This is a genomic window from Laspinema palackyanum D2c (genome assembly GCF_025370875.1).
GTDB classification, from domain to species: Bacteria; Cyanobacteriota; Cyanobacteriia; order Cyanobacteriales; family Laspinemataceae; genus Laspinema; species Laspinema palackyanum.
The window spans coordinates 275,673-298,692 of sequence record NZ_JAMXFD010000001.1 but is presented as its reverse complement, the minus strand read 5'-3'; the positions used below and the strand labels follow the sequence as shown (position 1 = coordinate 298,692).

The 23,020-nt window shown below is 48.3% G+C and carries 29 protein-coding genes; 13 read left to right on the top strand and 16 right to left on the bottom strand.

Annotation, left to right across the window (positions count from 1 at the left end):
- The first annotated feature begins 111 nt into the window (after positions 1–111).
- Complete coding sequence (locus NG795_RS01325; RefSeq protein ID WP_367286869.1) at positions 112–2,574, top strand: NACHT domain-containing protein; 2,463 nt, start codon at positions 112–114, stop codon at positions 2,572–2,574.
- 19 nt (positions 2,575–2,593) lie between these two features.
- Here NG795_RS01325 and NG795_RS01320 read toward each other — a convergent pair whose 3' ends face one another.
- Complete coding sequence (locus tag NG795_RS01320) at positions 2,594–3,481, bottom strand: mechanosensitive ion channel family protein (protein ID WP_367286868.1); 888 nt, start codon at positions 3,479–3,481, stop codon at positions 2,594–2,596.
- A 106-nt stretch (positions 3,482–3,587) separates the two neighbouring features.
- The gene (locus tag NG795_RS01315) at positions 3,588–4,301 is read right to left on the bottom strand and encodes a class I SAM-dependent methyltransferase (RefSeq protein WP_367286867.1); all 714 of its coding nucleotides are present in this window, start codon (positions 4,299–4,301) and stop codon (positions 3,588–3,590) included.
- Between the two features lie 130 nt (positions 4,302–4,431).
- Between NG795_RS01315 and miaB the strand changes: the two genes are divergently transcribed.
- Positions 4,432–5,796, top strand: a complete 1,365-nt coding sequence (gene miaB, locus NG795_RS01310; RefSeq protein ID WP_367286866.1) for a tRNA (N6-isopentenyl adenosine(37)-C2)-methylthiotransferase MiaB — start codon at positions 4,432–4,434, stop codon at positions 5,794–5,796.
- On the opposite strand, the gene NG795_RS01305 is transcribed toward miaB, so the two are convergent.
- Positions 5,793–5,981, bottom strand: a complete 189-nt coding sequence (locus NG795_RS01305) for a hypothetical protein (RefSeq protein ID WP_367286865.1) — start codon at positions 5,979–5,981, stop codon at positions 5,793–5,795. The genes miaB and NG795_RS01305 overlap by 4 nt on opposite strands.
- A gap of 84 nt (positions 5,982–6,065) precedes the next feature.
- Here NG795_RS01305 and NG795_RS01300 point away from each other — a divergent pair, with 84 nt between their 5' ends.
- Positions 6,066–7,847 (top strand): P-loop domain-containing protein, encoded by a 1,782-nt coding sequence (locus NG795_RS01300; RefSeq protein ID WP_367286864.1) that lies wholly within the window; start codon positions 6,066–6,068, stop codon positions 7,845–7,847.
- Here the strand turns inward: NG795_RS01300 and NG795_RS01295 are convergent.
- Complete coding sequence (locus tag NG795_RS01295; RefSeq protein WP_367286863.1) at positions 7,844–8,098, bottom strand: hypothetical protein; 255 nt, start codon at positions 8,096–8,098, stop codon at positions 7,844–7,846. The genes NG795_RS01300 and NG795_RS01295 overlap by 4 nt on opposite strands.
- Before the next feature lie 90 nt (positions 8,099–8,188).
- Between NG795_RS01295 and NG795_RS01290 the strand changes: the two genes are divergently transcribed.
- From NG795_RS01290 to NG795_RS01250, 9 genes are all read left to right on the top strand, one after another.
- Complete coding sequence (locus NG795_RS01290) at positions 8,189–10,393, top strand: hypothetical protein (protein ID WP_367286862.1); 2,205 nt, start codon at positions 8,189–8,191, stop codon at positions 10,391–10,393.
- Between the two features lie 298 nt (positions 10,394–10,691).
- Positions 10,692–10,940, top strand: a complete 249-nt coding sequence (locus NG795_RS01285; RefSeq protein WP_367286861.1) for a type II toxin-antitoxin system Phd/YefM family antitoxin — start codon at positions 10,692–10,694, stop codon at positions 10,938–10,940.
- Complete coding sequence (locus NG795_RS01280) at positions 10,937–11,194, top strand: AbrB/MazE/SpoVT family DNA-binding domain-containing protein (protein WP_367286860.1); 258 nt, start codon at positions 10,937–10,939, stop codon at positions 11,192–11,194. Before NG795_RS01285 ends, NG795_RS01280 begins: the two co-directional genes overlap by 4 nt.
- Before the next feature lie 71 nt (positions 11,195–11,265).
- Positions 11,266–11,514 (top strand): WD40 repeat domain-containing protein, encoded by a 249-nt coding sequence (locus NG795_RS01275; protein ID WP_367286859.1) that lies wholly within the window; start codon positions 11,266–11,268, stop codon positions 11,512–11,514.
- Between the two features lie 13 nt (positions 11,515–11,527).
- The gene (locus NG795_RS01270; RefSeq protein ID WP_367286858.1) at positions 11,528–11,758 is read left to right on the top strand and encodes a hypothetical protein; all 231 of its coding nucleotides are present in this window, start codon (positions 11,528–11,530) and stop codon (positions 11,756–11,758) included.
- A gap of 522 nt (positions 11,759–12,280) precedes the next feature.
- A complete protein-coding gene (locus NG795_RS01265) occupies positions 12,281–12,547 on the top strand; it encodes a ribbon-helix-helix domain-containing protein (RefSeq protein WP_367286857.1) in 267 nt (88 codons plus the stop codon).
- On the top strand, positions 12,544–12,837 hold the full coding sequence (locus NG795_RS01260) for a type II toxin-antitoxin system RelE/ParE family toxin (protein WP_367286856.1): 294 nt from the start codon (positions 12,544–12,546) through the stop codon (positions 12,835–12,837). Before NG795_RS01265 ends, NG795_RS01260 begins: the two co-directional genes overlap by 4 nt.
- Before the next feature lie 178 nt (positions 12,838–13,015).
- A complete protein-coding gene (locus NG795_RS01255) occupies positions 13,016–13,243 on the top strand; it encodes a type II toxin-antitoxin system Phd/YefM family antitoxin (RefSeq protein ID WP_367286855.1) in 228 nt (75 codons plus the stop codon).
- 18 nt (positions 13,244–13,261) lie between these two features.
- Complete coding sequence (locus tag NG795_RS01250; protein ID WP_367286854.1) at positions 13,262–13,567, top strand: AbrB/MazE/SpoVT family DNA-binding domain-containing protein; 306 nt, start codon at positions 13,262–13,264, stop codon at positions 13,565–13,567.
- Positions 13,568–13,842: 275 nt separating this feature from the next.
- On the opposite strand, the gene NG795_RS01245 is transcribed toward NG795_RS01250, so the two are convergent.
- The 7 genes from NG795_RS01245 to NG795_RS01215 all read right to left on the bottom strand — a co-directional run bounded on the left by NG795_RS01245 (position 13,843) and on the right by NG795_RS01215 (position 18,058).
- Complete coding sequence (locus NG795_RS01245) at positions 13,843–14,055, bottom strand: DUF2283 domain-containing protein (RefSeq protein ID WP_044195547.1); 213 nt, start codon at positions 14,053–14,055, stop codon at positions 13,843–13,845.
- The gene (locus NG795_RS01240; RefSeq protein WP_367286853.1) at positions 14,043–14,378 is read right to left on the bottom strand and encodes a DUF4258 domain-containing protein; all 336 of its coding nucleotides are present in this window, start codon (positions 14,376–14,378) and stop codon (positions 14,043–14,045) included. Before NG795_RS01240 ends, NG795_RS01245 begins: the two co-directional genes overlap by 13 nt.
- Entirely contained in the window at positions 14,368–14,535 is a 168-nt protein-coding gene (locus tag NG795_RS01235; protein ID WP_367286852.1) for a hypothetical protein, read from the bottom strand. Before NG795_RS01235 ends, NG795_RS01240 begins: the two co-directional genes overlap by 11 nt.
- A gap of 157 nt (positions 14,536–14,692) precedes the next feature.
- Entirely contained in the window at positions 14,693–14,860 is a 168-nt protein-coding gene (locus NG795_RS01230; protein ID WP_367286851.1) for a hypothetical protein, read from the bottom strand.
- Positions 14,861–14,934: 74 nt separating this feature from the next.
- A complete protein-coding gene (locus NG795_RS01225; RefSeq protein WP_367286850.1) occupies positions 14,935–15,615 on the bottom strand; it encodes a Uma2 family endonuclease in 681 nt (226 codons plus the stop codon).
- A gap of 289 nt (positions 15,616–15,904) precedes the next feature.
- Positions 15,905–16,987: an IS630 family transposase gene (locus NG795_RS01220; protein WP_367286849.1), complete on the bottom strand. Its 1,083-nt coding sequence runs from the start codon at positions 16,985–16,987 to the stop codon at positions 15,905–15,907.
- Positions 16,988–17,020: 33 nt separating this feature from the next.
- A complete protein-coding gene (locus NG795_RS01215) occupies positions 17,021–18,058 on the bottom strand; it encodes a fatty acid desaturase family protein (protein ID WP_367286848.1) in 1,038 nt (345 codons plus the stop codon).
- A 315-nt stretch (positions 18,059–18,373) separates the two neighbouring features.
- On the opposite strand from NG795_RS01215, the gene NG795_RS01210 reads away from it, so the two are divergent.
- On the top strand, positions 18,374–20,497 hold the full coding sequence (locus tag NG795_RS01210; RefSeq protein ID WP_367286847.1) for a hypothetical protein: 2,124 nt from the start codon (positions 18,374–18,376) through the stop codon (positions 20,495–20,497).
- Between the two features lie 616 nt (positions 20,498–21,113).
- On the opposite strand, the gene NG795_RS01205 is transcribed toward NG795_RS01210, so the two are convergent.
- The 5 genes from NG795_RS01205 to NG795_RS01185 form a co-directional block, all read right to left on the bottom strand.
- Positions 21,114–21,233 carry a photosystem II reaction center protein J gene (locus tag NG795_RS01205; RefSeq protein ID WP_015150284.1) on the bottom strand — a complete coding sequence of 40 codons (120 nt, stop codon included), beginning with the start codon at positions 21,231–21,233 and terminating at the stop codon, positions 21,114–21,116.
- 68 nt (positions 21,234–21,301) lie between these two features.
- Positions 21,302–21,424, bottom strand: coding sequence for a photosystem II reaction center protein PsbL (gene psbL, locus NG795_RS01200; RefSeq protein ID WP_367286846.1), 123 nt, complete (start codon positions 21,422–21,424; stop codon positions 21,302–21,304).
- 15 nt (positions 21,425–21,439) lie between these two features.
- Complete coding sequence (psbF, locus tag NG795_RS01195; RefSeq protein ID WP_015150282.1) at positions 21,440–21,574, bottom strand: cytochrome b559 subunit beta; 135 nt, start codon at positions 21,572–21,574, stop codon at positions 21,440–21,442.
- Between the two features lie 24 nt (positions 21,575–21,598).
- Complete coding sequence (gene psbE / locus NG795_RS01190) at positions 21,599–21,850, bottom strand: cytochrome b559 subunit alpha (RefSeq protein WP_367286845.1); 252 nt, start codon at positions 21,848–21,850, stop codon at positions 21,599–21,601.
- Between the two features lie 132 nt (positions 21,851–21,982).
- The gene (locus NG795_RS01185) at positions 21,983–22,987 is read right to left on the bottom strand and encodes a photosynthesis system II assembly factor Ycf48 (protein WP_367287143.1); all 1,005 of its coding nucleotides are present in this window, start codon (positions 22,985–22,987) and stop codon (positions 21,983–21,985) included.
- Between the last annotated feature and the right edge of the window lie 33 nt (positions 22,988–23,020).

Below are 23,020 nucleotides of genomic sequence, written 5' to 3'. Positions count from 1 at the left end.
TGACAACTGAGTTTGGGTCTCTTGTCGAATCTTCTAACTTTTGCCAGAATGAGAACATCAAACAGTAAGTTCATAATAGGGCTAATCTCAGATTAGACCCAATTTTTTTATATGATGATTCCCCGAAAAACGATTGTTGCGGATGCCGCTACCAGTATTGCTCAAATTGCCACAGATACGCTGTTGGAAGATAAGAGTAAATTATTGGGCATTTTTCCCCGAACTCCGGATAAAAAAACCAAGGAGGCGATCGCCTCTGCCTCGGAGACTTATGTCAACCTCTATCTCCAACGGTATGCCACGATTGATCTGTTAGGAACTCGCGATCCAGTGCCGTTAGAATCTCTCTATGTGGAGATGCAGGTGAGGGAGATGGATGAACCTGAAACGACGAACCCGAATGCTTCTTCCGTGGAGTCTACCCTTAAATCCCCGATCGCAGTGATCAATGAACGGGATGGGGTGATGTTCTGGGGTGCGCCTGGTTCCGGAAAGTCTCTCTTACTGAGGAAAATCGGCCTAGAAGCCCTCCGGGGAACCCGGTTCGGGGGGGTGGTCCGCCGGGGGTATATTCCAGTGTTTATTCCCCTGAAAGTCGTGAGTAGTGGGGAGGGTGAAATTGAAAAAGCGATCGCTGATGAGTTTCGTCGCTGTAGTTTTCCGGTGGCGGAACGATTAGTTCGAGAGGCACTAGCTCAAGGTCGATGCTTAATTTTACTGGATGATTTGCATACTATTCCCTCGTTTGTGATTGCTGAGGCGATCGCCCGTCTGGAAGGGTTTATGGAAACTTATCCCAAAAATCGCTATGTAGCTTGTTCTCGTGCCGGGGTCTTTAACCATCACTGGCGCAGCTTTTATCCGGTGGCGATCGCCCCGTTAGACGATGCACAACAAACGAGTTTGATCCGACAGTGGTATAACACCCCCTCCGCTACCACCCCCAGTGGTGACTCACTTCTGATGGATTTAGAACGACCAGAAAATGCTCATGCCCGATCCTTATCTGCGTCTCCTCTCTCACTTACCTTGCTTTGCTTGATGTATGACCGGACTCACTCTCTACCGGAAAATCGGGCAACGCTTTATCTCCGAACTTCTCACATTTTACTGGAAGCTGCGGGAAACATTGCCACGGCTCCGGATGTCTCACCGAATCTGGAAATGAATCGGGAATTGGCAAAATTGTGGCTGGCTCAATTAGCCTTCAGAAGTGCGATCGCCGAGCGGGCAGTTTTTTCCGGTGCCGACTTGAGCAGTCGGATTCCCGTGCATTTGTTAGATTTACATAAAGATGAGTATTTTCCCTTTTCTGTACCCACTAATGTTAATGCTAACACCACGGAAAATTCTAACAAAAATTCACCCCCTTTAACCCCAGGGCGTAAAAACTCCTTGCCGACGGTTCCCACGAATCCGAATGAAAAGGCCAATCATCCCTCGAACAAAAATCCAGCGGTATCCCTAACCCCTACCATTGCGGAGAACCGCTATCGGGTTGAGAAAATGCTGGAAAAAATCGCCTTGCGGTCCGGTTTACTGCTGCAAATTGGGCCGGACCGCTTTGCCTTCACTCAAGTAACTTGGCAAGAATATTTTACCGCTATTTATATCGATACCTATTATTTAGCCGCTCAAATTTCGGCTAAAAATCTAACCTTGCGCCACTGGCAAGAAATCTTTTTATTTGTGTCAGGGATTCGCCATCCCACGGCGGATAAATTACTGATTTTAATGGAATCAGCGGCTCAAAAATACCTAAAAACCAGTAAGTTGCGATCGCTTTTGCGATGGGCCTCTGAATCCACGGAGGAGAATAGTGGCACGCTTTCACCAGCGGCTAAAAGAACGGCGGCGCTGTTTTTGGTGCTGGTTTTAAACGCCACATTAGAACCGGATTTATCCCGAGAAAATCCCTATCCTACGGATAGCCTCGGTGAGCAATTTAAGCAGAGGGGGGAAGTAGAATCTCCGGAAAATGTGGCTTTGAGTTTGTGCGAAATTTTGGGGTTTAATTTGTCTGAACTGATCACTCGTGCAGGCCGGTTAGCGGAGGATTTTACCAAAAATCTAGCGTTTATTTGCGATCGCCCCTTGGATGTGGAAAAATCCGCTGGGGAATTGACTCGGGAACTGGCGCGAAAACTGGCTCGGGATCGCGCTCGTCAACTGGTTCTGGACCTGGATTGTTTACTAGATGCTCCCAACAATTTTGCCCTGGATCGCGCCCGAGATTTGGCGTTTGTTAGTATTCTAACTCGATTGGTAGAAGAGGTGGGAATTTTTAAAGATTGCCAGGAGGCGATCGCCGCTTTGCAATCCCTGCAACCGGAGATTCCCGATACCAATTCTGCCTATCAAGTGCATTATGAGTTTCGCGATCGCATTCGTCAAACTTGGTTAAATGCTCTGAATTTGTCCAGCGATCGTCTCCAGCTATCCCCCGAAGAAAAGCAGGCATTAGGGGATTATTTTTATGCCAATGGGTTGATAGTTCGCTGCTATCATGCAGCATCGGAAGTCACCCCCGCCACCTGGAAAGTCATCCAAGGACGAATGCTACGCGGGAACTAGAACTCTCACCTTTGTTGACCTAGATGCGATCGCCATTTCCCGAACTGGGACTATTATCGGCAAACTTTTCTTGGTCATAATAATACAGGCTGCGGATGGGATAGGGAATATTGATATTGGCGCGATCGCAAGCATCTTTGAGGGCGATCGCCACTTGCGTTTGAATCCGTCGCACCGAGGGTCTCTCCGGTTCCGTCCAATATCGCACCATCATATCAATTGAACTCTCTCCAAACCCCACAATATCAACTTCCGGTTCCGGTTTCGATAACACCCCGGGAACTTTGGACACCGCCTTTAAAAGTGTATCGACTGCCTGCGGTAACGGTGTATTATAATCCACCCCTATTGCTAAATCTGTGCGCCGATGAGAAAACGCTGTTTTGACTTGCACCACATTCGTAAAAACCACCGCATTTGGAATAACAACTCGCTCCCCTTGATAAGTGCGGATTTGCGTCGAACGAATCGCAATTTCCTCTACGGTTCCCTCATATCCTTCTACAACAATTTGGTCTCCGAGTTTAAAGGGTTCCTGCAATAACAGCAAAATTCCCGCCAGGAAATTTTTAAAAATATCCTGAAAGGCAAAACCAATGGCAACGGAACTTAACCCCAATAACCCAATTATATCTCCTAATGCCAAACCCGGAAATGCCAGAACGCAGGCTACAATAATTCCCACAGACCATGCCGCAACATAAGCCGTTTGAACCATTAACATTCGGAGGGATCTATTCTTTACTACTCGCCGTCCTCCCGCCATCGTCAGACGACGAACCACATTGGCAGCATACCAAGTTATGCCTAACACGACCAAAGCAATTAAAATTGCCGGTACCAGTGCCACACCTTGACCAATTAAGTTAATGAGAGTTGTTTTTATTTCTTTCAAAATTGGATTCATATTAATAAGTGATTTAACATTGCAGCCAGTTCACCGTTGGACAGTGACCCGCCAATTCAACCATCTGCGATCGCCGGGGATATCGATTGACGACACCCCCATACCCTCACGGTTTTATCCCCGTCACCCCGACTCGCGCATCTCCCCAGCGATGGATTTTAATCCCGGAAAAGCCCGACTGCCTCGCATAAGTTTCTAATTCCTCCCCCGTGGAACACATACTCAAATAGGCCGGACGTTGGTCAATGGGATAAGCATACCCCGCCATAAACACCTCCCAGCCATGACTGGAGGTCAAATCCACATTATCAAAAAAGCAGCGTCCCCCGGATTTTAACACTCGAAACGCTTCTTTTAAATACTGATAGCGGTCCCACTCATACAGGTGCATAAACACCACCGTACAGTAGACCAAATCAATGGAATTATCGGCAATTTCCTGTAAGCCTACCCCACTCAATTCAATTAATTCAATATTATCCAATCCTTCCAGACGTTGCGCGGCATATTGGAGCATATTCGCCGAAATATCGGTGCCAATCCATTTCTGACATTGGGGACTTAAAAACTTGCCAACTCGACCCACCCCACAGCCAATTTCCAAACAAATATCTTCCGGTTGAATGCCCACAAAATTCTCAATTCGATTCACCGTATTGAGTCCCGTGCGGTCTAATTCGGCCTCATCCGTATGTCCGGCGACATAGAGTTTCGCCTCATCCATATTGGCGGCGAGGTTGTCCCAGGTTTCCTTATATTGCGATCGCTCCTGAATCATAGGGTTCTGACTTCCATTTCCAGTGGGTAAAATTGACAGCAAGCTTTATAATAATAGTTTATGTTTGCATCCGAGTCATGGCTTTCCCCGGGGCGATCGTCGCCTATCGCCGGTTGAGTGCCAGACTGCCATTGACCCAACAGGCCCGTTCATTTGCGAAAAATAGCACGTTATGTCCTCTATTCCTCGTCGTTACCACATCACCACCTTCGGCTGTCAGATGAACAAAGCTGACTCCGAACGCATGGCAGGTATCCTGGAAAATATGGGGTTCCAGTTTTCCGAAGACCCCAACCAAGCCGACCTCATCCTCTACAATACCTGCTCAATTCGGGATAATGCCGAGCACAAAGTTTATTCCTACCTAGGCAGGCAAGCGAAACGCAAACTCCAACAACCCAACCTCACCCTCATCGTTGCCGGTTGCGTGGCACAACAGGAAGGAGAAGCACTCCTGCGCCGGGTGCCGGAATTGGATATGGTCATGGGACCCCAACACGCCAACCGCCTAGAGGATTTGCTCGAACAGGTGTTCGCCGGGAACCAAGTGGTAGCGACTGAGGCGGTGCATATCATGGAGGATATCACCAAACCGCGCAGGGAGAGCCAAGTTACCGCCTGGGTAAACGTGATTTACGGCTGTAACGAACGCTGCACCTATTGCATCGTCCCGTCAGTGCGTGGCATCGAACAATCCCGCACCCCAGAAGCAATCCGCGCCGAAATGGAAGAACTCGGACGCCAGGGATATAAAGAAGTCACCTTACTCGGTCAAAATATCGACGCCTACGGCAGAGATTTACCCGGAACCACACCGGAGGGACGAAATTTACATACCCTCACGGATTTGCTCTATTTCGTCCATGATGTCCCGGGAATTGAACGGATTCGCTTTGCCACCTCTCACCCCCGGTATTTCACTGAGAGATTAATTCGGGCTTGTCAAGAATTGCCGAAGGTTTGCGAACATTTTCATATCCCATTTCAATCGGGGGATAATGAAGTTTTGAAGGCGATGGCGCGGGGTTATACCCATGAAAAATATCGCCGTATTATTGATATGATTCGCCACTATATGCCCGATGCTTCTATCAGTGCCGATGCGATCGTCGGGTTCCCTGGGGAAACTGAGGAACAGTTTGAAAATACCCTAAAACTGTTAGAAGAGATTAGCTTTGATATGCTGAATACTGCTGCTTATTCCCCACGTCCGGGGACACCAGCGGCGGTGTGGGAGAATCAGTTGAGCGAAGAGGTTAAGAGCGATCGGCTGCAACGGTTGAATCACTTAGTATCTGTTAAGGCTGCCGAGCGATCGCAGCGCTATCTCGGACGGATTGAAGAAGTCCTAGTCGAGGAGCAGAATGCCAAAGACCCCACCCAAGTCATGGGAAGAACACGCGGCAACCGTCTCACCTTCTTTACCGGGGATATTAATCAGTTGAAGGGACAGTTAGTCCAGGTCAAAATTACCGAATCCCGCGCCTTCAGTTTATCCGGCGAAGCGATTTCCGTTCCTCAACCGGCTTTGGTTTAAGGGTCATGACTGCCTAGGTGAGTTGTATAAAACCCCGGTTGTTTTACCGGGGTTTTCAATGTTGGGGGGGATATATCGCGAGTCTGGCGTACTAAATGTAAATGTAGCGGCAATTCGCGAATCGCCTGAAAAAATTCACCCCAAAATGTAGCGGCGATTCGAGAATCGCCTGTCCACAGATACATCTCCTACACCACTCCTAAATCCATGTAAAATAGAGTAAAATAAAAACGAAATCCAGTTCGGTCTGTGAGGGGAGGGGTTAGCGGATGTTATCTATTATTCTACAGTTATTTGCCGGTGCTGTATTAGGAGTTGGAGCTACCGAATGTCGCGAATGGGCGCAGCGCAAAGCTGGGGAACGCAATGATGATATTGACCAAGCACTGTTCAAAGCGCATCAGCGCACATTAAAAGAGATTCGCGACTATTGTCAAAAATCACCGGAATGGGACCGATATCACCGGGTGATTATAACACGAATTGAGCAAATTACTGACGATTATCAACAAATCTTAACCATAGTCGAGGCCGGACAGTCCCCGGGAAGTGAAGGGAGTTTGCAGCTACCCCAACAGCAGGATATCAGTCAGAAATTGATGCAGCGCCTAGAAAAGGAACACCAGTGGTTGCGAGAAGCGCCTCCCGTCTTAGGGCGAGCATTTAAGAATTTATATCTCCCGGGATTGGTGCATTATTTCCGCTTAGAAATCAAACATAATCCCGTGGTGTTTAATACCTTAACCCACGATTTGCTCACCCAAATTGGCGGGAAAGTGGGCAATATTGACCAGGAACTCCAGCAAATTCGGGGGAGAATTGATGAGGGAGTGGATACCTTTATTGCATCGTGTCAGGGGTTAGATGAACAGTTTAATCAATTGCTGACCACCTTAAAAGGCCCGAGTCCCGTCCCGGCGGATTTTGCGGCTTTTATTGAGGAAAAAACCCAGGAATTTTTTGGCAGAGAATATGTGTTTGAGGCGATTCAGCAATTTTGCCAGCAGCAAGCCAAGGGTTATTTTATCATTGAAGCAGACCCCGGGGTAGGCAAAAGTGCGTTGTTAGCGCAATATGTGCAGCAAACCGGATGTCTGGCTTATTTTAATATCCTGTCCGAAAACCGCACCAGCACGGAAGATTTCCTGAGAAGTATCTGCGCTCAACTGATTGAACGCTATGGGTTAGCCTACGATTTACCCCTACATCCGGATAATACCCGCAATGGCAATTTTTTGAGCAAATTATTAACGGAAGCGGCGGCAAAAACTGACCGTTTAGTGATTGCGGTGGATGCCTTGGATGAGGTGAACTTAACCAGCCAAAATCCGGGTTCAAATGTCCTCTATCTCCCCGGAACTTTACCCAATGGCGTCTATTTTATCCTGACCAAACGCCCGGAGTCTTTGCCTTTTGTGGTCTCGGCTCCCCAGCAGGAGTTTGATATGATGTCCGATGAGTATTATCCCACGAATTTAGAAGATATCCGAGGGTTTATTCGCTATCGCAGCCAACGGGAACCCATCCAGCGCTGGCTAACTGCCCAAGGGGTGACAGAGGCGCAATTTAGCCAAGTGCTGGCGGAGAATAGCGAAACTAATTTTATGTATTTAAAGTACATTCTGGATGATATTGAGCGGGGGAAATATGCGGATTTGAAGTTGGAAAGTTTGCCCAAGGGTTTGCAGCAATATTATGAGCAGCATTGGCAGCGGATGGGGATGGTGACTAAACCCTTACCCCGGACGAAGTTAAAAATCATCTATTTATTGTCAAAAACTCGTAAGCCGGTATCCTGCGATTTGTTGGCAGATTTTGCCGAGGAAGACCCCTTGACGGTGCAGGAGGTGTTGGATGACTGGGAGCAATTTTTACGGCACCGCTTTGTCAATGGAGAGGATGTTTATAGTATTTATCACAAAAGTTTTCAGGACTTTTTGTTTAATTTAAAAACTGTCCAAAAAGCGGGTATCTCGTTGCGGGATATTGAACAGGCGATCGTTGATAATTTGTGGGAAGACTTGTATGGAAAAGGTGAGGAGAAGAATTAGCTGAATAACACAGGGCCACGAGTCTCATAAACCATTTTTAGACAATCCTCCAGGTCATCACCGCACCAAGTTCCGGCCTGTCTGAGTAAAGAGCGACCGGAAGCGGGACGAAAGCGGGGAGGGTTGTCTGGAGATGGGGACTGGGGTGGGCGAGAAAGAACAGTCACCCGCACTTGGCATCCAGCTAAGGCATCGGAATGGCTGACAATTTCTTCCCAACTTCCCTCGATTTCTAGCGGTTTTCCTGTCATAGAATGTCCTCCTCAATATTGCGATTAAATTCATTATAGTAATAACTAGGAACCGATGCCCGCTCCTGCTTCAACCCTTAGCAATGACTTATGACCGACTTCAGCGATCGACTCAACAAACTCTCCGCAGAAAAGCGGCGCTATGCCTTGGACACCCTGCCTGGTCATCTCGTCGAGACTGCCCAAACTGCACGACTACAGCAATTGCTGACGGATTTTGACTTTATCCAAGCAAAACTGGCAGAGTTCGGGGTGCAAGCCTTAATTGAAGATTATGATTTGGCAATGAGTTCGGATGTCTTGCTGAACCCGGAACAGAGGGAAACCCTGCAATTAATCCCTGGGACGTTGCGGTTGTCGGCTCATATTTTAGCATCGGATAAAACTCAACTAGCGGGGCAACTTCTGGGGCGGTTGTTGTCCTTTGATAAGCCAGAGATTGTCGCTTTACTGGAACAGGCCAAACAATGGCGCGAAACCACCTGGTTCCGTCCCCTCATCCCCACCCTCACCCCTCCCGGCGGGCCACTGATTCGCACCTTCACCGGTCATAGTGGCTCGGTAGAAGCCGTAGCCATCAGCGCCGATGGGCAACGGGCGGTTTCTGGTTCAAAGGATAAGACCCTGATAGTGTGGAATTTAGCCACGGGGGAAGCCGAACGCACCCTCACCGGTCATCGTGGCTCGGTAGAAGCCGTAGCCATCAGCGCCGATGGGCAACGGGCGGTTTCTGCTTCAAAGGATAAGACCCTGAAGGTGTGGAATTTAGCCACGGGGGCAGCCGAACGTACCCTCACGGGTCATAGTGGCTGGGTATATGCCGTAGCCATCAGCGCCGATGGGCAACGGGCGGTTTCTGGTTCAGAGGATAACACCCTGATAGTGTGGAATTTAGCCACGGGGGCAACCGAACGCACCCTCACAGGTCATCGTAGCTGGGTATATGCCGTAGCCATCAGCCCCGATGGGCAACGGGCGGTTTCCGGTTCAATGGATGAGACCCTGATAGTGTGGAATTTAGCCACGGGGGCAACCGAACGCACCCTCACCGGTCATCGTAGCCGGGTAGAAGCCGTAGCCATCAGCCCCGATGGGCAACGGGCGGTTTCCGGTTCAATGAATAACACCCTGAAACTGTGGAATTTAGCCACGGGGGAAGCCGAACGCACCCTCACCGGTCATCGTGGCTCGGTAGAAGCCGTAGCCATCAGCGCCGATGGGCAACGGGCGGTTTCCGGTTCAATGAATAACACCCTGATAGTGTGGAATTTAGCCACGGGGGCAACCGAACGCACCCTCACCGGTCATAGTGGCTGGGTATATGCCGTAGCCATCAGCGCCGATGGGCAACGGGCGGTTTCTGGTTCAGAGGATAACACCCTGAAACTGTGGAATTTAGCCACGGGGGCAGCCGAACGCACCCTCACCGGCCATCGTCTCTCGGTAGAAGCCGTAGCCATCAGCGCCGATGGACAACGGGCGGTTTCCGGTTCAATGGATGAGACCCTGAAGGTGTGGAATTTAGCCACGGGGGAAGCCGAACGCACCCTCACCGGTCATCGTCTCTCGGTAGAAGCCGTAGCCATCAGCGCCGATGGACAACGGGCGGTTTCCGGTTCAAGGGATGAGACCCTGAAACTGTGGAATTTAGCCACGGGGGCAGCCGAACGCACCCTCACCGGTCATCGTCTCTCGGTAAAAGCCGTAGGCATCAGCGCCGATGGGCAACGGGCGGTTTCTGGTTCAAAGGATAAGACCCTGAAGGTGTGGAATTTAGCCACGGGGGCAGCCGAACGTACCCTCACCGGTCATCGTGACTGGGTATATGCCGTAGCCATCAGCGCCGATGGACAACGGGCGGTTTCTGGTTCATTTGATAACACCCTGAAGGTGTGGAATTTAGCCACGGGGGCAGCCGAACGCACCCTAACCGATCATCGTCTCTCGGTAGAAGCCGTAGCCATCAGCGCCGATGGACAACGGGCGGTTTCTGGTTCAAAGGATAAGACCCTGATAGTGTGGAATTTAGCCACGGGAGCAACCGAACGCACCCTCACCGGTCATAGTGGCTGGGTATATGCCGTAGCCATCAGCGCCGATGGGCAACGGGCGGTTTCTGGTTCATTTGATAACACCCTGAAGGTGTGGAATTTAGCCACGGGGGAGGAAATTGCCAGTTTTACAGCTGAAGCAGAGTTTTATGGTTGTGCCCTTGCCCCGGATGGGGTGACTGTGGTGGCGGGGGATAAGTCGGGGCGGGTGCATTTTCTGCGGTTGGAGGGGTTGAGGGGTTAAGAAAGGGGGTTTCTTGACCCGATTGAGGTGAGGCGGCAGCGGTTATGGCAACAACCGGGTTTCTGGGATGTGGGTGGAGGGCAAGAAACCCGGTTGCTGGGACGATTTAATAAGATACGATCGCTAAAAAGATGAAACCATGCTAGAAATCACCCTAAATTGAAAACCTGACCCCTTCCTACTACGGGTTTCTTTGTAAGATTTGGGTGAGGAGGCAAAGGTGATGACAGAAGGTTTCTAGGCTGTAGGTTTCTGGGCTAGTTTGTAGCAAATGCTTTCGTGTGAGCGGTGTTTTTTTATGGTTAGAGTAACGATTGAGGAAATTCAACGGGATCCATTGGAATACTTGCGCCGAGTCGAAGCGGGTGAAACTTTAGTGATTGTGCGATCGCATGAGGCGATCGCCGAAATTCGACCCATTCCCCCTCGTCAGCATCCCCCACTCCCCCTGACCCCTTCCTGGATGGGCTATATGATGGTAGCCCGGAACTGGGCAGCGGATCGGATTGCCAATTATTTCCCTAAAACTTACCTGATTTATCCATGAAAATCATTAAAGTCTCTGAAACAGGACAGGTTATTATTCCTCCAGAAATGCGAAAAAACTATCCCTTAGAAGTCGGAACAGAAATCATCTTAACGGACACTGGCAAAGGAATTTTAATTCAGCCCAAATCCCCTTTTCTTCTTACAACCTTAAATGAAGTTGCCGGGTGTTTGAAATATCAAGGTCCCCCCAAAACCCTAGAAGATATGGAAGCTGCCATTCGCCAAGGTATTCAGGAACAATGGCATGATTAGCGTCGATGTGAATTTTCTGCGGTGGGGGTGTAGCAGCAGTCGCGATCGCCCCGGACGGAAAACGAGCGGTCTTGGCATCGGATGAGAAAATCCTGAAACTGTGGGATTTGGAGACGGGGACGGAACTCGCCACCCTCAGTGGGCATAGTAGCAGGGTAATGGCAGTCGCGATCGCCCCGGACGGAAAACGAGCGGTCTCGGCATCGGATGATAAAACCCTGAAACTGTGGGATTTGGAGACGGGGACGGAACTGGCCACCCTACCCAAAAAATCACAGCCTTGGGTAAAATACAGAAGCGATGTGATTTGGCGGTGTTAACTGCTACTGAAAAATGACAGAACTACTTCAACAGGCGATCGCCCAAATCCAACAACTCCCACCCGACCAACAAGATGCGATCGCGGCTCGATTTTTGGCACAGTTGCAGGATGAGCAAAAATGGGAAATCCGTTTTGCTACAACGACAGACGATCAATGGGATCAGATGGCGGCAATGGTGCGGCAGGAGATCGCAGCAGGAGAAACTGTTCCACTTGATGAGGTCTTCCCAACTCAAAAATGAAATCAAGCCTCACAAAGTCATTTCGCAAGCGGCTAAGTGATTTGCCTGCATCAGTTCAAGAATAAGCCAATAAAGCTTACGCCCTTTGGCAAGAAGATCCTGATCATCCGAGTCTTCAGTTCAAGCAAGTCAGTCAGAAACAACGGATTTATACTGCTCGTGTCAGTCTCAATTATCGTGTTTTTGGTTTACTCGAAGGCGACCCTATTTACTGGTATTGGATTGGCACACCCGAGGAGTACGATGAATTGCTAAAACGAATGTAGTCAGTAGGATTAGGGTGCGTTAGACCGGATTAATGATGATATTAAATGGGGGGCGGGTGTATTTTCTGCGGTTGGAGGGGTTGAGGGGTTGAGAAACCGGGTTGCTCAATCCGATTGGGGTGAGGCGGCAAAGGTTAGGGCAGAAACTGGGTTTATGGGATGTGGGTGGAGGGCAAGAAACGGGGTTTCTTTACCTGCATCCGAATCACCTACCCACTCGCTATAATGGCGAGAAAGCAGGTTTCGGGAGAACGTCATGCAAATTACCTTAAACAAGCAACAAGAAGAGTTTATCGCCGCCCAGTTAGCCCAGGGCAATTTTAGCCATCCTGATGAAGTGGTGAATGCAGCGTTTAAATTGCTAGAAAAATTGCAAACTGAATACCAAGACTGGCTTACGGAAACCCGCGCTAAAGTACAATCTGCCGCCTTAGAATTGGATAATGGCGAAGGTTTGGATGGGGAAACCTTTGTTTTAGACATTCTGGAGCGTTTTCACCAAGCCAAGGGAGAAGCGCAGTGAGTCAGTACCGGATATCCCTATCCGCCAGTCAAGATTTGAATCAGATTTCTGAGTATTTTTTAGCACGAAATCTGACAGCAGGGGAGCGGTTTTTTCAAGAATTTAACCGTAAATGTAAATACTTAACTCAGTTTCCTTATCTGGGAAAAAGTTACGAGTATTTATTGGCTGATTTGCGCGGCTTACCTTTAGATGGCTACATTATTTTTTATCGGGTCAGAGGAGAAATAGTCGAAATCTTGCGGGTTGTACAGGGCAGACAAGACCTAGAACAATTGTTTAGCGATTGATCACTCAAAGGATGAAACTATCCTAGAAATCCCCCTAAATTGGAAACCAGACCCCTTCCTACTACGGGTTTCTTTGTAAGATTTGGGTGAGGAGGCAGAGGTGATGACAGAAGGTTTCTAGGCTGTAGGTTTCTGGGCTAGTTTGTAGCAAATGCTTTCGTGTGAGCGGTGTTTTTTTATGGTTAGAGTAACGATTGAGGAAATTCAACGGGATCCATTGGAATACTTGCGCCGAGTCGAAGAGGGTGAAACTTTAGTGATTGTGCGATCGCAGGAGGCGATCGCCCAAATTTCGACCCATTCCCCCTCGTCAGCATCCCCCACTCCCTCTGACCCCTTCCTGGAGGGGTTCTATGATGGTAGCCCGGAACTGGGCAGCGGATCGGATTGCCAATTATTTCCCTAAAATTTACCTAATTTATCCATGAAAATCATTAAAGTCTCTGAAACAGGACAGGTTATTATTCCTCCCGAAATGCGAAAAAACTATCCCTTAGAAGTGGGAACAGAAATCATTTTAACGGACAGTGGCACAGGAATTTTAATTCAGCCCAAATCCCCTTTTCTTCCCACAACCTTAAATGAAGTTGCCGGGTGTTTGAAATATCAAGGTTCTCCCAAACCCTATAAGATATGGAAACTGCCATTCGCCCAGGTTTTCAGGAGCAATGGCATGATTAGCATCGATGTGAATTTTCTGCGGTGGGGGTGTGAGCAACGGGGTTTCTAGGCTATCGGTTGCCAGGTCCAACTTTCCAGTCGCTTAGAGGCGATCGCAACACCAGATCCCACCGTCAACCCCTCTGCCCCCAGTCCCACTCATTTGAGCCTTCATCATCCAAAAAATTAAATATCGCAGCCTGCTTCTGTGTTATCTAATTGAGCAAAACGGGATGCTCCCCCCGTGGGTGAGTTGCTGACTCATGATCAAGGCCGAGTTAAAAGGTTTGTAGTGATAACTTTAGCCATGAGCGAGTAAGTATTGCCAAAGCGATGACCGAAAACTTAGAGGGCGACTGTTTCAAAGGCAATGCGTATGGGATGATCAGAAGGAGGTAAAAAGTTGAGCTTTTCAAACCCAATTACTTGCCCCTGTTGATCCTTCATTAAAATCACCTCATCGCCGGTTTCTTCGGCTTCGACCTCATCTTGAGGATTACCAAACCAGACAACAAGTGTATTGCCGGTGCGGTCATAGAATACTTTTACTTCTGCCATAATTGCTCTCCTTCCTTAATAGCACTGGTTCGATAGGCTGTTATTAAAAATCCTTCTCCATTTAAGCGTCTAGTCACAGCACAGACCCAACGTTTTGTACCCTCATTACGGTAGAATAGGTAAACCTGAGCATCAGTTTTACTAAGACGAACTTCGTCTGGGTCGCTTAATGTATTTTGTACCTCGGTCCAGCGGTTGATCATGATTGGATGCTTAACGGTGACAATAAACTGCCAATACTCGGCAGTTGGGCGAACGCAGAAGCCAAGAGGTGTGACGATTTCAAAGAGGATTTCAGGATTGGAGGAGGAATCATCGTTCATAAACTGATTCTGCGATCGCCACATTCATCGAAAAATTTGACCCCACTTCAAAGCTGGGGTCAATACCAATGAGCTCCACCCAGAACGTAGAAAGCAGATGCAGGTTATGGGGGTCGTCGGTGGGTTCTGACTCATAAAAACACCAGAGAGCGGACACCCCATTATAGCCCCTTCCCTAACCCAAATCTGACATCCAGCTAAAGCATCGGAATGACTGACAATTTCTTCCCAAGTCCCCTCGATTTCTAGCGGTTTTGCCGTCATAGAATATCTCGCTCAATACTAGAATTAAATTTATTATAGGCTGCTTCTAACTAAAAATCTGGATTAAGCTTGACGGTAAGAGCGATCGCCCAGTATTGATAAGCCAATTGAGCCTCCTCTGCTGCATCTCTCACGTTGCTCAGATCAGGCCACCCATTGGCGCTGACTTCAACCCGATGGGCGGCGATCGCACGTTGGCGGACGTTTCCAGAAGGCAAAATTCGCAGATATCAACGGCAGCCAGATATGACACTCCACGAACTCTTGCCAGCCAAGATGCGATCGCCATGAACTACGATTCCGGCTCAATTCCCAACGCCCGCAACTGTGCCGCTAACCGTTCCGCCCGCTGGCGTTCTGCTTCCGCCCGTTGGCGTTCTGCTGCTGCCTCCTCCCTGGCTGCTTTTCGTTCCTGGGCTAGTTCAATGGTTGTGAGAAATTTTTCCCCGTCGGGGCGGTAAATCGTCAAAGCTTCGGGAGTGAACTCGAAGCGAATCCCTAAACAAGGGCTAGTCCATTGAGCGATCGCCTCAATCACCTGCAATTCCCCCTCCACCCGCTGAAGACCCACAAAATCATGATGATCCGGGTCATAGATATAGTATTCTTCCACCCCATAGCGTTGATAAAATAGCTGTTTATTGACCATTGCCTGGAGGCGATTTCCCGGCGAAAGAATCTCAAACACCACCTGGGGGGCAATATTTCCCTCTTCCCACTGGCGATAGGAACCGCGATCGCCCTTGGTTCTCCCAAACACGACAAACACATCGGGAGCTACCCGAATCTTGGGTTCCCCCTCCACGGGATACCAAAGCAGATCACCCGCGACAAAGACATTGGGTTGATCTGCAAAGCAGCATTCTAAATTTTCCTTAATTAGGACAATCCATTGGAACTGGCGCGTATTATCTGCCATCGGTTGGCCATCAGAATCAGGATAGAGAACAGGGCGATCGACAGAAAGAGTCATAGGACAGGCGTTATTGCTGTTTGATCTATTATGCCAAGCTTGACTGGGCGGTGTCCAGTTATCTTCCCCGGGAGGTTCTGCCGCTATTTCCCCGGTGCAGGGATAGTGAGAAACCGGGTTTCTGGGATGAGCTTGGGGAAAACGGAGGCGATCGCAGAAACCCGATTTTTTGGAAGTGGGGAAAGGGCTAAGGACAGTTGACGAACAAAAATGAATACTACAGACCTCACTCCAAGGGTTTCATGCTTTTCTAATCTTTCATTTAGATGCCGAACAGATTATAGCGAGTCTAAATCAGTTTGGCAAAAGCATCGTACTTTTTCAAATTAGGACGATTAAAAAGTTGATATTTGAAGAAAATCTCCACTAATCGTTTTACTGAAGCGAAACTCTTGCATCGGTAATGGAAGCACCTAATAAAGTTTTTAACCTGTAGCCAAATTCCCTCAACGGGATTTTCTTCCGGGGCATAAGTGGGAAGACGTTCGCAAATAATTGACCAATCTTGTCGCTCCTTTTCGTGATTTTGCAAAGTTAAAAAGTTTTTCATTTCTTCTCCTCTATGATAGCTGGCTCCGTCCCAAATTAACAGGATTTTCTGCTCCGAATCCTCTTGAGTATGAACCGCTTTAATTTCTTTCAAAAATTTCACTGTATTTACCCCATTTCCCGCCTCATAAGGACTAGCAATAAACTGATTAGTCAGTAAATTTAACGCTCCATAATAAGTTTGACGATCTCGTTCGTTATTTATAGCTATAACTTCTCTATCTTTTGAGTCACCCCATAGATAACTACAAACATCATCACCTTGGACATGACATTCGTCTAAAGCATACACAGATAGGGTTCCAGATTCTATCTCCGGCTTAAATTCTTCTAATATTGCTACAATCTCTAGGGTTCTTTTTTTTATAGCTTCTGGGTTTTTTCTAGTATTTTGTTTATTCGCTTTTTGCCAAGTTAGTTGACTGTTTTTCAAGATATCATAGTAACTTTGTGGTGATTTAAAGACTACATCATAGGTTTCAATAAGATGTCTTTCAAGCTCAGAAATATTTCGCCTTTCAGGTTTTTCAAGTAGCCAAGTTTTTACTTCATTATTTTCAATTTCAGTTAAATAACCTTTTGAGCCTTTATATTTAAGTTTTAATCCCAAAACTCCTTGTTCTTTGTATTCTTTTTTTGCCCGAGCAATCGACCTATAGGACATCTTTAGTATGAGGCTAATTTCTGCATAAGACCAACCTTGTAGGTTCAATATAACTGCTTGACCTTTTTTCCACTCTCTAATATTATTTGTACTGTCGATGAACTCTGTTAAATCAATGAAATCTGTTGATATTGTGTCTAAGTGAGCACTAATTTTCATGTTTTGCACCCTTTTTGTACATAAACTTTTATTTTATCCTACCTGGTCCCTCGTGTCAAACTGATTTAGACGCGCTATAGTGTCATCACTTGCACCAATTAAAACGGGTTTTTTCCCTAACTGATAAGCCGTTGTGAGATAACCGGGGTCTAGTTTCATCAGGGGCAAATCATGGTCTTTTAAAACAGTTTGAATCCGATCGCAGGCTTCCGAAAGGTGGTAAAAGGGAATGCCGGGAAAGGCGTGATGGATGGCATGATAAGGCAATCCTCCCATTAACCATCCGATCAGGGGATGGGTGGCAATATTTCGTCCGGCATAGAGTTGGGTGAGGTGAGGTGAGGTTGATTTTCCCCAGAGTCCATAATGTTCTATATGGTCTCGGGTTTGCATGACGAGTCCGATCGCCCGTTCTAAAATGAGCCACAACAAAAGATAATCCAGCACTTTTCCCTGAAGATAAGCAGCGATGAATAACAGGGCATGAATACTCAGGCTGCCAAGTATATCCCGGATTAATCGGTGTCGCAATCGGGGAATTTGTTGTTGGAATTGGAGTCCTTTGAGTAGAGTTTTGAGAATCAGTCCGATGCCGCCAAAGATGGTAATATCGATCGCCCATTGGTGGCGAATATAAAATTGCACCACGGGATGAGCTTGTTGATACTCTTGTTCCGTCCATTGCACTCGTTCCGGGTCCCGTAGATCGATGCCATTCCAGGCATGATGCCAGGGATGCAGGGTGGCATAAACGCCGTAAGGCCAGAATAGGGGCCAACTGACTAGGTAGGGAAGCAGGCGATCGCAGTTTTTCCATCCCGTGAGGGTTTGATGGGTCATATCATGGGTGCAGATGAGCCAAAATCCACAGAGGAAGCCACCTAGGGTGGCAGTTGTGGCGAAGAGGATGGGGTTGGAGGTGATCCAGGCTATGAGGAGGAAGCTGAGACTGAGGCATCCGAGGATGGTAAATCTGAGTAGTCCCGGGACTGGATCGATGGATTGTAAGTCGGCGGTGACTTGGTGGAGAGATTGGGTTAGAGAATGGGATTGTTGGAGGCGATCGCTCATGATGGCAGTGGAGTGTTTTGTATTGATGATAAATTAATTGAGTTGGGGGATCCGGAAACGACTGAAGTCGTTACTACGAACGAAAAGCAAAGCTCGTGTTTAAAAGTCTCTCTTCTCTTGAGCCTGCGTAGGCAGGCTTTGTTCGTGTAGCCGCACCCTTGAGGGTGTAGGACTTTGCAGGCTTTGTTCGTGTAGCTGCACCCTTGAGGGTGTAGGGCTTTGCCAACTCAAGGGGGTGGGGTGATTCCAGATGCGCTCTAGGTGGGTTAAACTGACAGACATAATTGGCAAAAACAACTCAGGCAAGGGTTATCTGTGTCGGAACCGATGGAAGACTGGGAATTTCTGATCCAGAAAGAAGGCGATCGCTCGTGGCTTTCCGTTGAATCTCCAGAAGTGGAAATTTTGGAAGGGCGCTATCGCATGGTTGCGCGGTGTAGCCGGAATAATGTGCCGGTGGAGATTCGGGCGATTTATCAATCGTCGGAAGAGTTTCCGCCGAAGCGTCGGATGCAGAAGCGGGGGACTCGCACGAATGCAGAGGGTTTGATGGTGGTGATCCCGTTTACTCGCCTCAAGCCGGGATTTTGGGATTTTACCTGTTTTCTGGACCAAACGACTCAGGGTTCGATTCGGGTTGAGGTGTTATCCATCGAGGAAGAAGGGGGTAGCGATTTCTCCGGGGGTCTGACTTCGGGTTTCGAGGAGGAAACGGAATCGGATCAGGAAGAAGAATTTTCCCAGGTGGAAGGGGCCGATCGCCTACAAGCTGCCGCTGAAGCGGTTGCTGAAGATGAGGCAGCAGGGTTGCCACAAGAACAGAACCCAGGAACTACCACACCCGTTGCGGACCCCTCCCTCCCGGGCAAATTGTACGCTTTTCCCGATCGCCTCCCCTCAATGGCGGAAGGGTCCAGGACCAGTCCTCCTCCGGTTCCCCCCTCCCCACCCCAGGCACACCCTCAAAAACTGCCGCCCTTGCAACTGGTGTTGCAGCAGGAAACCTATATGGTGAAATGGGGTAAAGTTTTAACGTTAGAGGGACGCATTGAGGCGGTTGATGGCAAGATAGGCGATCGCCTTCCCGGTTTAGAATTGCGGGTGATGCTGCAAAATCCCCAGACTGGAGCAAAAATTGTTGAGGTGGCACATCCCCTGTCTGCGGGAACGCTACCGATGCCATTCTCTTGTCCTGTGGAGATTCCAGAACAGACAAAAAGTCATCTGCTGTTAGGAGAGGTGAGTTTGTCTGATGGCAGTGGGACTCAGTTAAGACGGCGATCGTTTACGATTACTGCGGATTTAGATGACTTACTCGGGGCGATTTCTCCAGACTTGAGTGAGGATAAGCTATTAGAGCATTCTCGGGAATCGATTCATCAGCAGAATGTTGAAGAAATCGATGCCTCGTTTGATGAAATTCTAGAAACGATTAAGAAGAGTCAACCGATTTCCTTTGAACCCTCGGGAAATCAGGTGTTGCCGCCACAGATTGTTAAACCCCAGGCAAAATCACCCCAAGCCGGGAAACCCCTGGATTTGCCAAGCTTTAATCGTCCTCAACCGTCACCGCCAGCAGAGGAAGTGAAACCGCCAGATCCGGCGATCGCCACCCCGGCAGAACCGGAAACCCCGAACACGAGGGCACCAGTTCCCCAGGAATTGCCGACTACACCAGCGGAATCTGAGGCAACTGCCGCCTCCTTGGAGGTGAAATCAGAACCGGATCGGGTTGCTAAAAAGGCTTCTCCGGTGGATCAAGCGTTTCAATCCTTGCATTTACAGGATCGGTTCTTTTCTCGGTTGAATGCCTTGGCGGGCGATCGCGAATTGTCCGATTGGCTGAAAATTAGTTTTACTCCAGTTTCTGAGGAGTCGGAACAAAATCCATTTGAGATGGATGAGGCGATCGCACAGGCGGCAGGAGATGAGAATCATCCAGAAGGCTCTCGCAGAATGCCTCTGGAACCCGAGGAGATCGACTGGGAAGCCCGGGAAATTGTCGTTGATGATGAGTTAATTGCGGAAGCTGCGGTTGCGGCTGCTAGTGCTAAAACTGAAGGGGCGGCCCTCTTGCTGTTACCGGCAGATCAGCCAGTTCCCAACCCGCGCCTGAGTTTACCCAAGGGAGAATTAAGCGCAGGGCGATCGGTCAGAGTCACGGTGCAACTGCCGCAGATGCTACCCCGAATTTATGTGAAATTATGGGTACTCGATCGCCAAAGTCGGACGGTTCTGGATGGACCCCACTGGTTAACTCAGTTTTGGCCGACGGGATTCGGGGATGTGGAAGGCAGTCGGGAGTTAATGGTGCCTTATGGCAGTTTGCAGGTGCAATTTGAGGCGATCGCTGTGGAAATGCAAACCCAACGCGAGAGTCACAAAGTCTCCCATGAACGGCAAATTTCACCCCCAGGTCCACCGATTTTGCCTCTATAAACTGTTAGGGGTCAAGATAAGATTCAGCGTTGTTCGTAGTAACGACTTCAGTCGTTATCTTTGTTCGTAGTAACGACTTCAGTCGTTATCTTTGTTCGTAGTAACGACTTCAGTCGTTATCTTTGTTTGTAGTAACGACTTCAGTCGTTATCTTTGTTTGTAGTAACGACTTCAGTCGTTATCTTTGTTCGTAGTAACGACTTCAGTCGTTCCCCCAGGCAAGCGCCTGGGGTTTAAAGGTTCCCGATCTTCATGGCGGTTGTTGCGATCGCCGCCAAATATCTGCAAATACTACGAACGGGGGAAAGATAACGACTGAAGTCGTTACTACGAACAAGGGAAAGATAACGACTGAAGTCGTTACTACGAACGGGGGAAAGATAACGACTGAAGTCGTTACTACGAACTAAGAAAGATAACGACTGAAGTCGTTACTACGAACGGGGGAAAGATAACGCCTGAAGGCGTTACTACGAACATTAGAGGATATTGGAGGGTGTGGGTTTTTTTATGAATAACGGTCATAAAAATACCGCCTGCTGTAAAGTGGGCGGCATTTTTATTCGGGATGGTTAGATTTTAGAGGTTAATCTCTTAATACAGATAGAACCAAAATCTACATCGAGGAACCTACACCAACGTAGGCTCCATAGAAGAACAGACCCACAACCGTGAGGACACCCATCCCGGCGATCGTACCGATAATCCACAAAGGAATTCTTGTTTCTCCAGACATGACACTTGCCTCCCCATTAAAAATTACGGACTTGGTTAAATCAACTCAAACTAGACAAACTTCACCAGTTAGTTGAAGAAATAACTGGAAAACAGAATCCCGAGAACGAAGACCAGAAGTAAGCCCAAGTAGAGGGAAGTCCGGTTAAGTTCAACAGGTTGCTTGTTGGGATTAGAACTGCGAGATGGCATTGACTTCTCCTAAACTTATCGTTGAATGAACTGCATTGCCGCGATCGCACCCAGGAAGAATACCGTAGGAACAGCTAGGGTATGAACAGCTATCCAGCGAACGGTAAAAATGGGATAAGAAATTGGCTCGTTTGAACGATTTGTCGTCACGATGGACTACCTCCTGAAATTGATTTACTTAATCATCAAGTCGTTAATCTGGTCTTTCGCATTAAAGCGATCCTGAACGATCGGCAGTTCCAAGCGTTCTTGGCTGAAATATTCGTTCGGACGAGGGGTGCCAAACGCATCGTAGGCTAACCCAGTGCTCACAAACAGCCAACCAGCGATAAATAAGGCCGGAATGGTGATGCTGTGAATCACCCAATAGCGAATGCTGGTAACAATATCAGCAAACGGACGTTCTCCAGTCGAGCCTGTAGACATTCAGATTCCTCCTCTAACAACGCGCAAAATCTTAATCTATGATACAAAACTTCAGAAACCATCACAAGCAAGTTCAGGGAATAAAATCCGAAAACTGCTGCGATCGCCCTCCCGGTTCTTAAGGGCCTAAAGTTAGGCCGCTTCCGAGGTCCCTTCATATTTGAGGAGAATCCCTTGCTGACCGATCGCAAAACCCATCTCTTCATTCAGGAACAGAACCTTGTAAAAATTAGAAGGCACATCCTCTACCTCACGGTCTTTTTTCCAGGTGATGCCGCCATCGGTACTCTGGAGTAAATTCCCACTGCCGCCCCCAATCCACAGTTCATCTGGGGTCCGATAAGCTAAATCCAGCAGTCCCCAGCTTGTAGAAAACTCAGGATAGATCGCTTCATCCCAGTTTTCCGGATCCTCTGGAGTGCTAAATTGCAACTGACCCCCACGGGCCAACATCCACAGACGACCATCAGCGGAAAATCCCATATTTTGGATGCGTCGGGAACTGTTGCGATTATGAGGAGCCCAGGCACTTTGACCCGGTTCCCAGATCGAGAAGAAGTTTCCTTTCGCAGAGACGGCGATATATTTCCCATCCGGCGAGCGATCGAGATTTCTAATCACCCCAACCGCCTCTTCTACCATTGCCTTCCAGGTTTTTCCACCATCTTGGGTGCGATAGATCGCCCCAACATTAGTGGTCATTTCCGCCGAATTGGACCCCAGAGCAACAATCGTTAAAGGACTACCCGGGAGCTTATCGCTGAGTCCAATTTGTTCCCAAGATTTTCCCGTATCTGTAGTATGCAGCAAAATTGAAGGTTCACCGACGATCCATCCCTCTGAACCCGCAAAACTAACCGAATTCAGGCGAGAACGTTCGTCATCCAAGCCTAACTGCTTGAGTTCCCAGGTTTTGCCACCATCGGCAGTTTCTAGCAGCGTCGCTTCAGAGCCCACTAACCATCCATGCTGGAGGTCATCGGTAAAGCTAATGTCATTAAGATTAGCTTCTGTGGGTAAAGGGACGACATTCCAAGGGTTGTAACTTACAGAGGGGACCTTGCTGCAACTGACACAGAGTAGGACAACCGCAAGCAATGCAACAATTCGTTTCAAACTTTTTAAGATGGAGTCCATCACCTTCAAAATTTATCTATTTCTCAATCATCA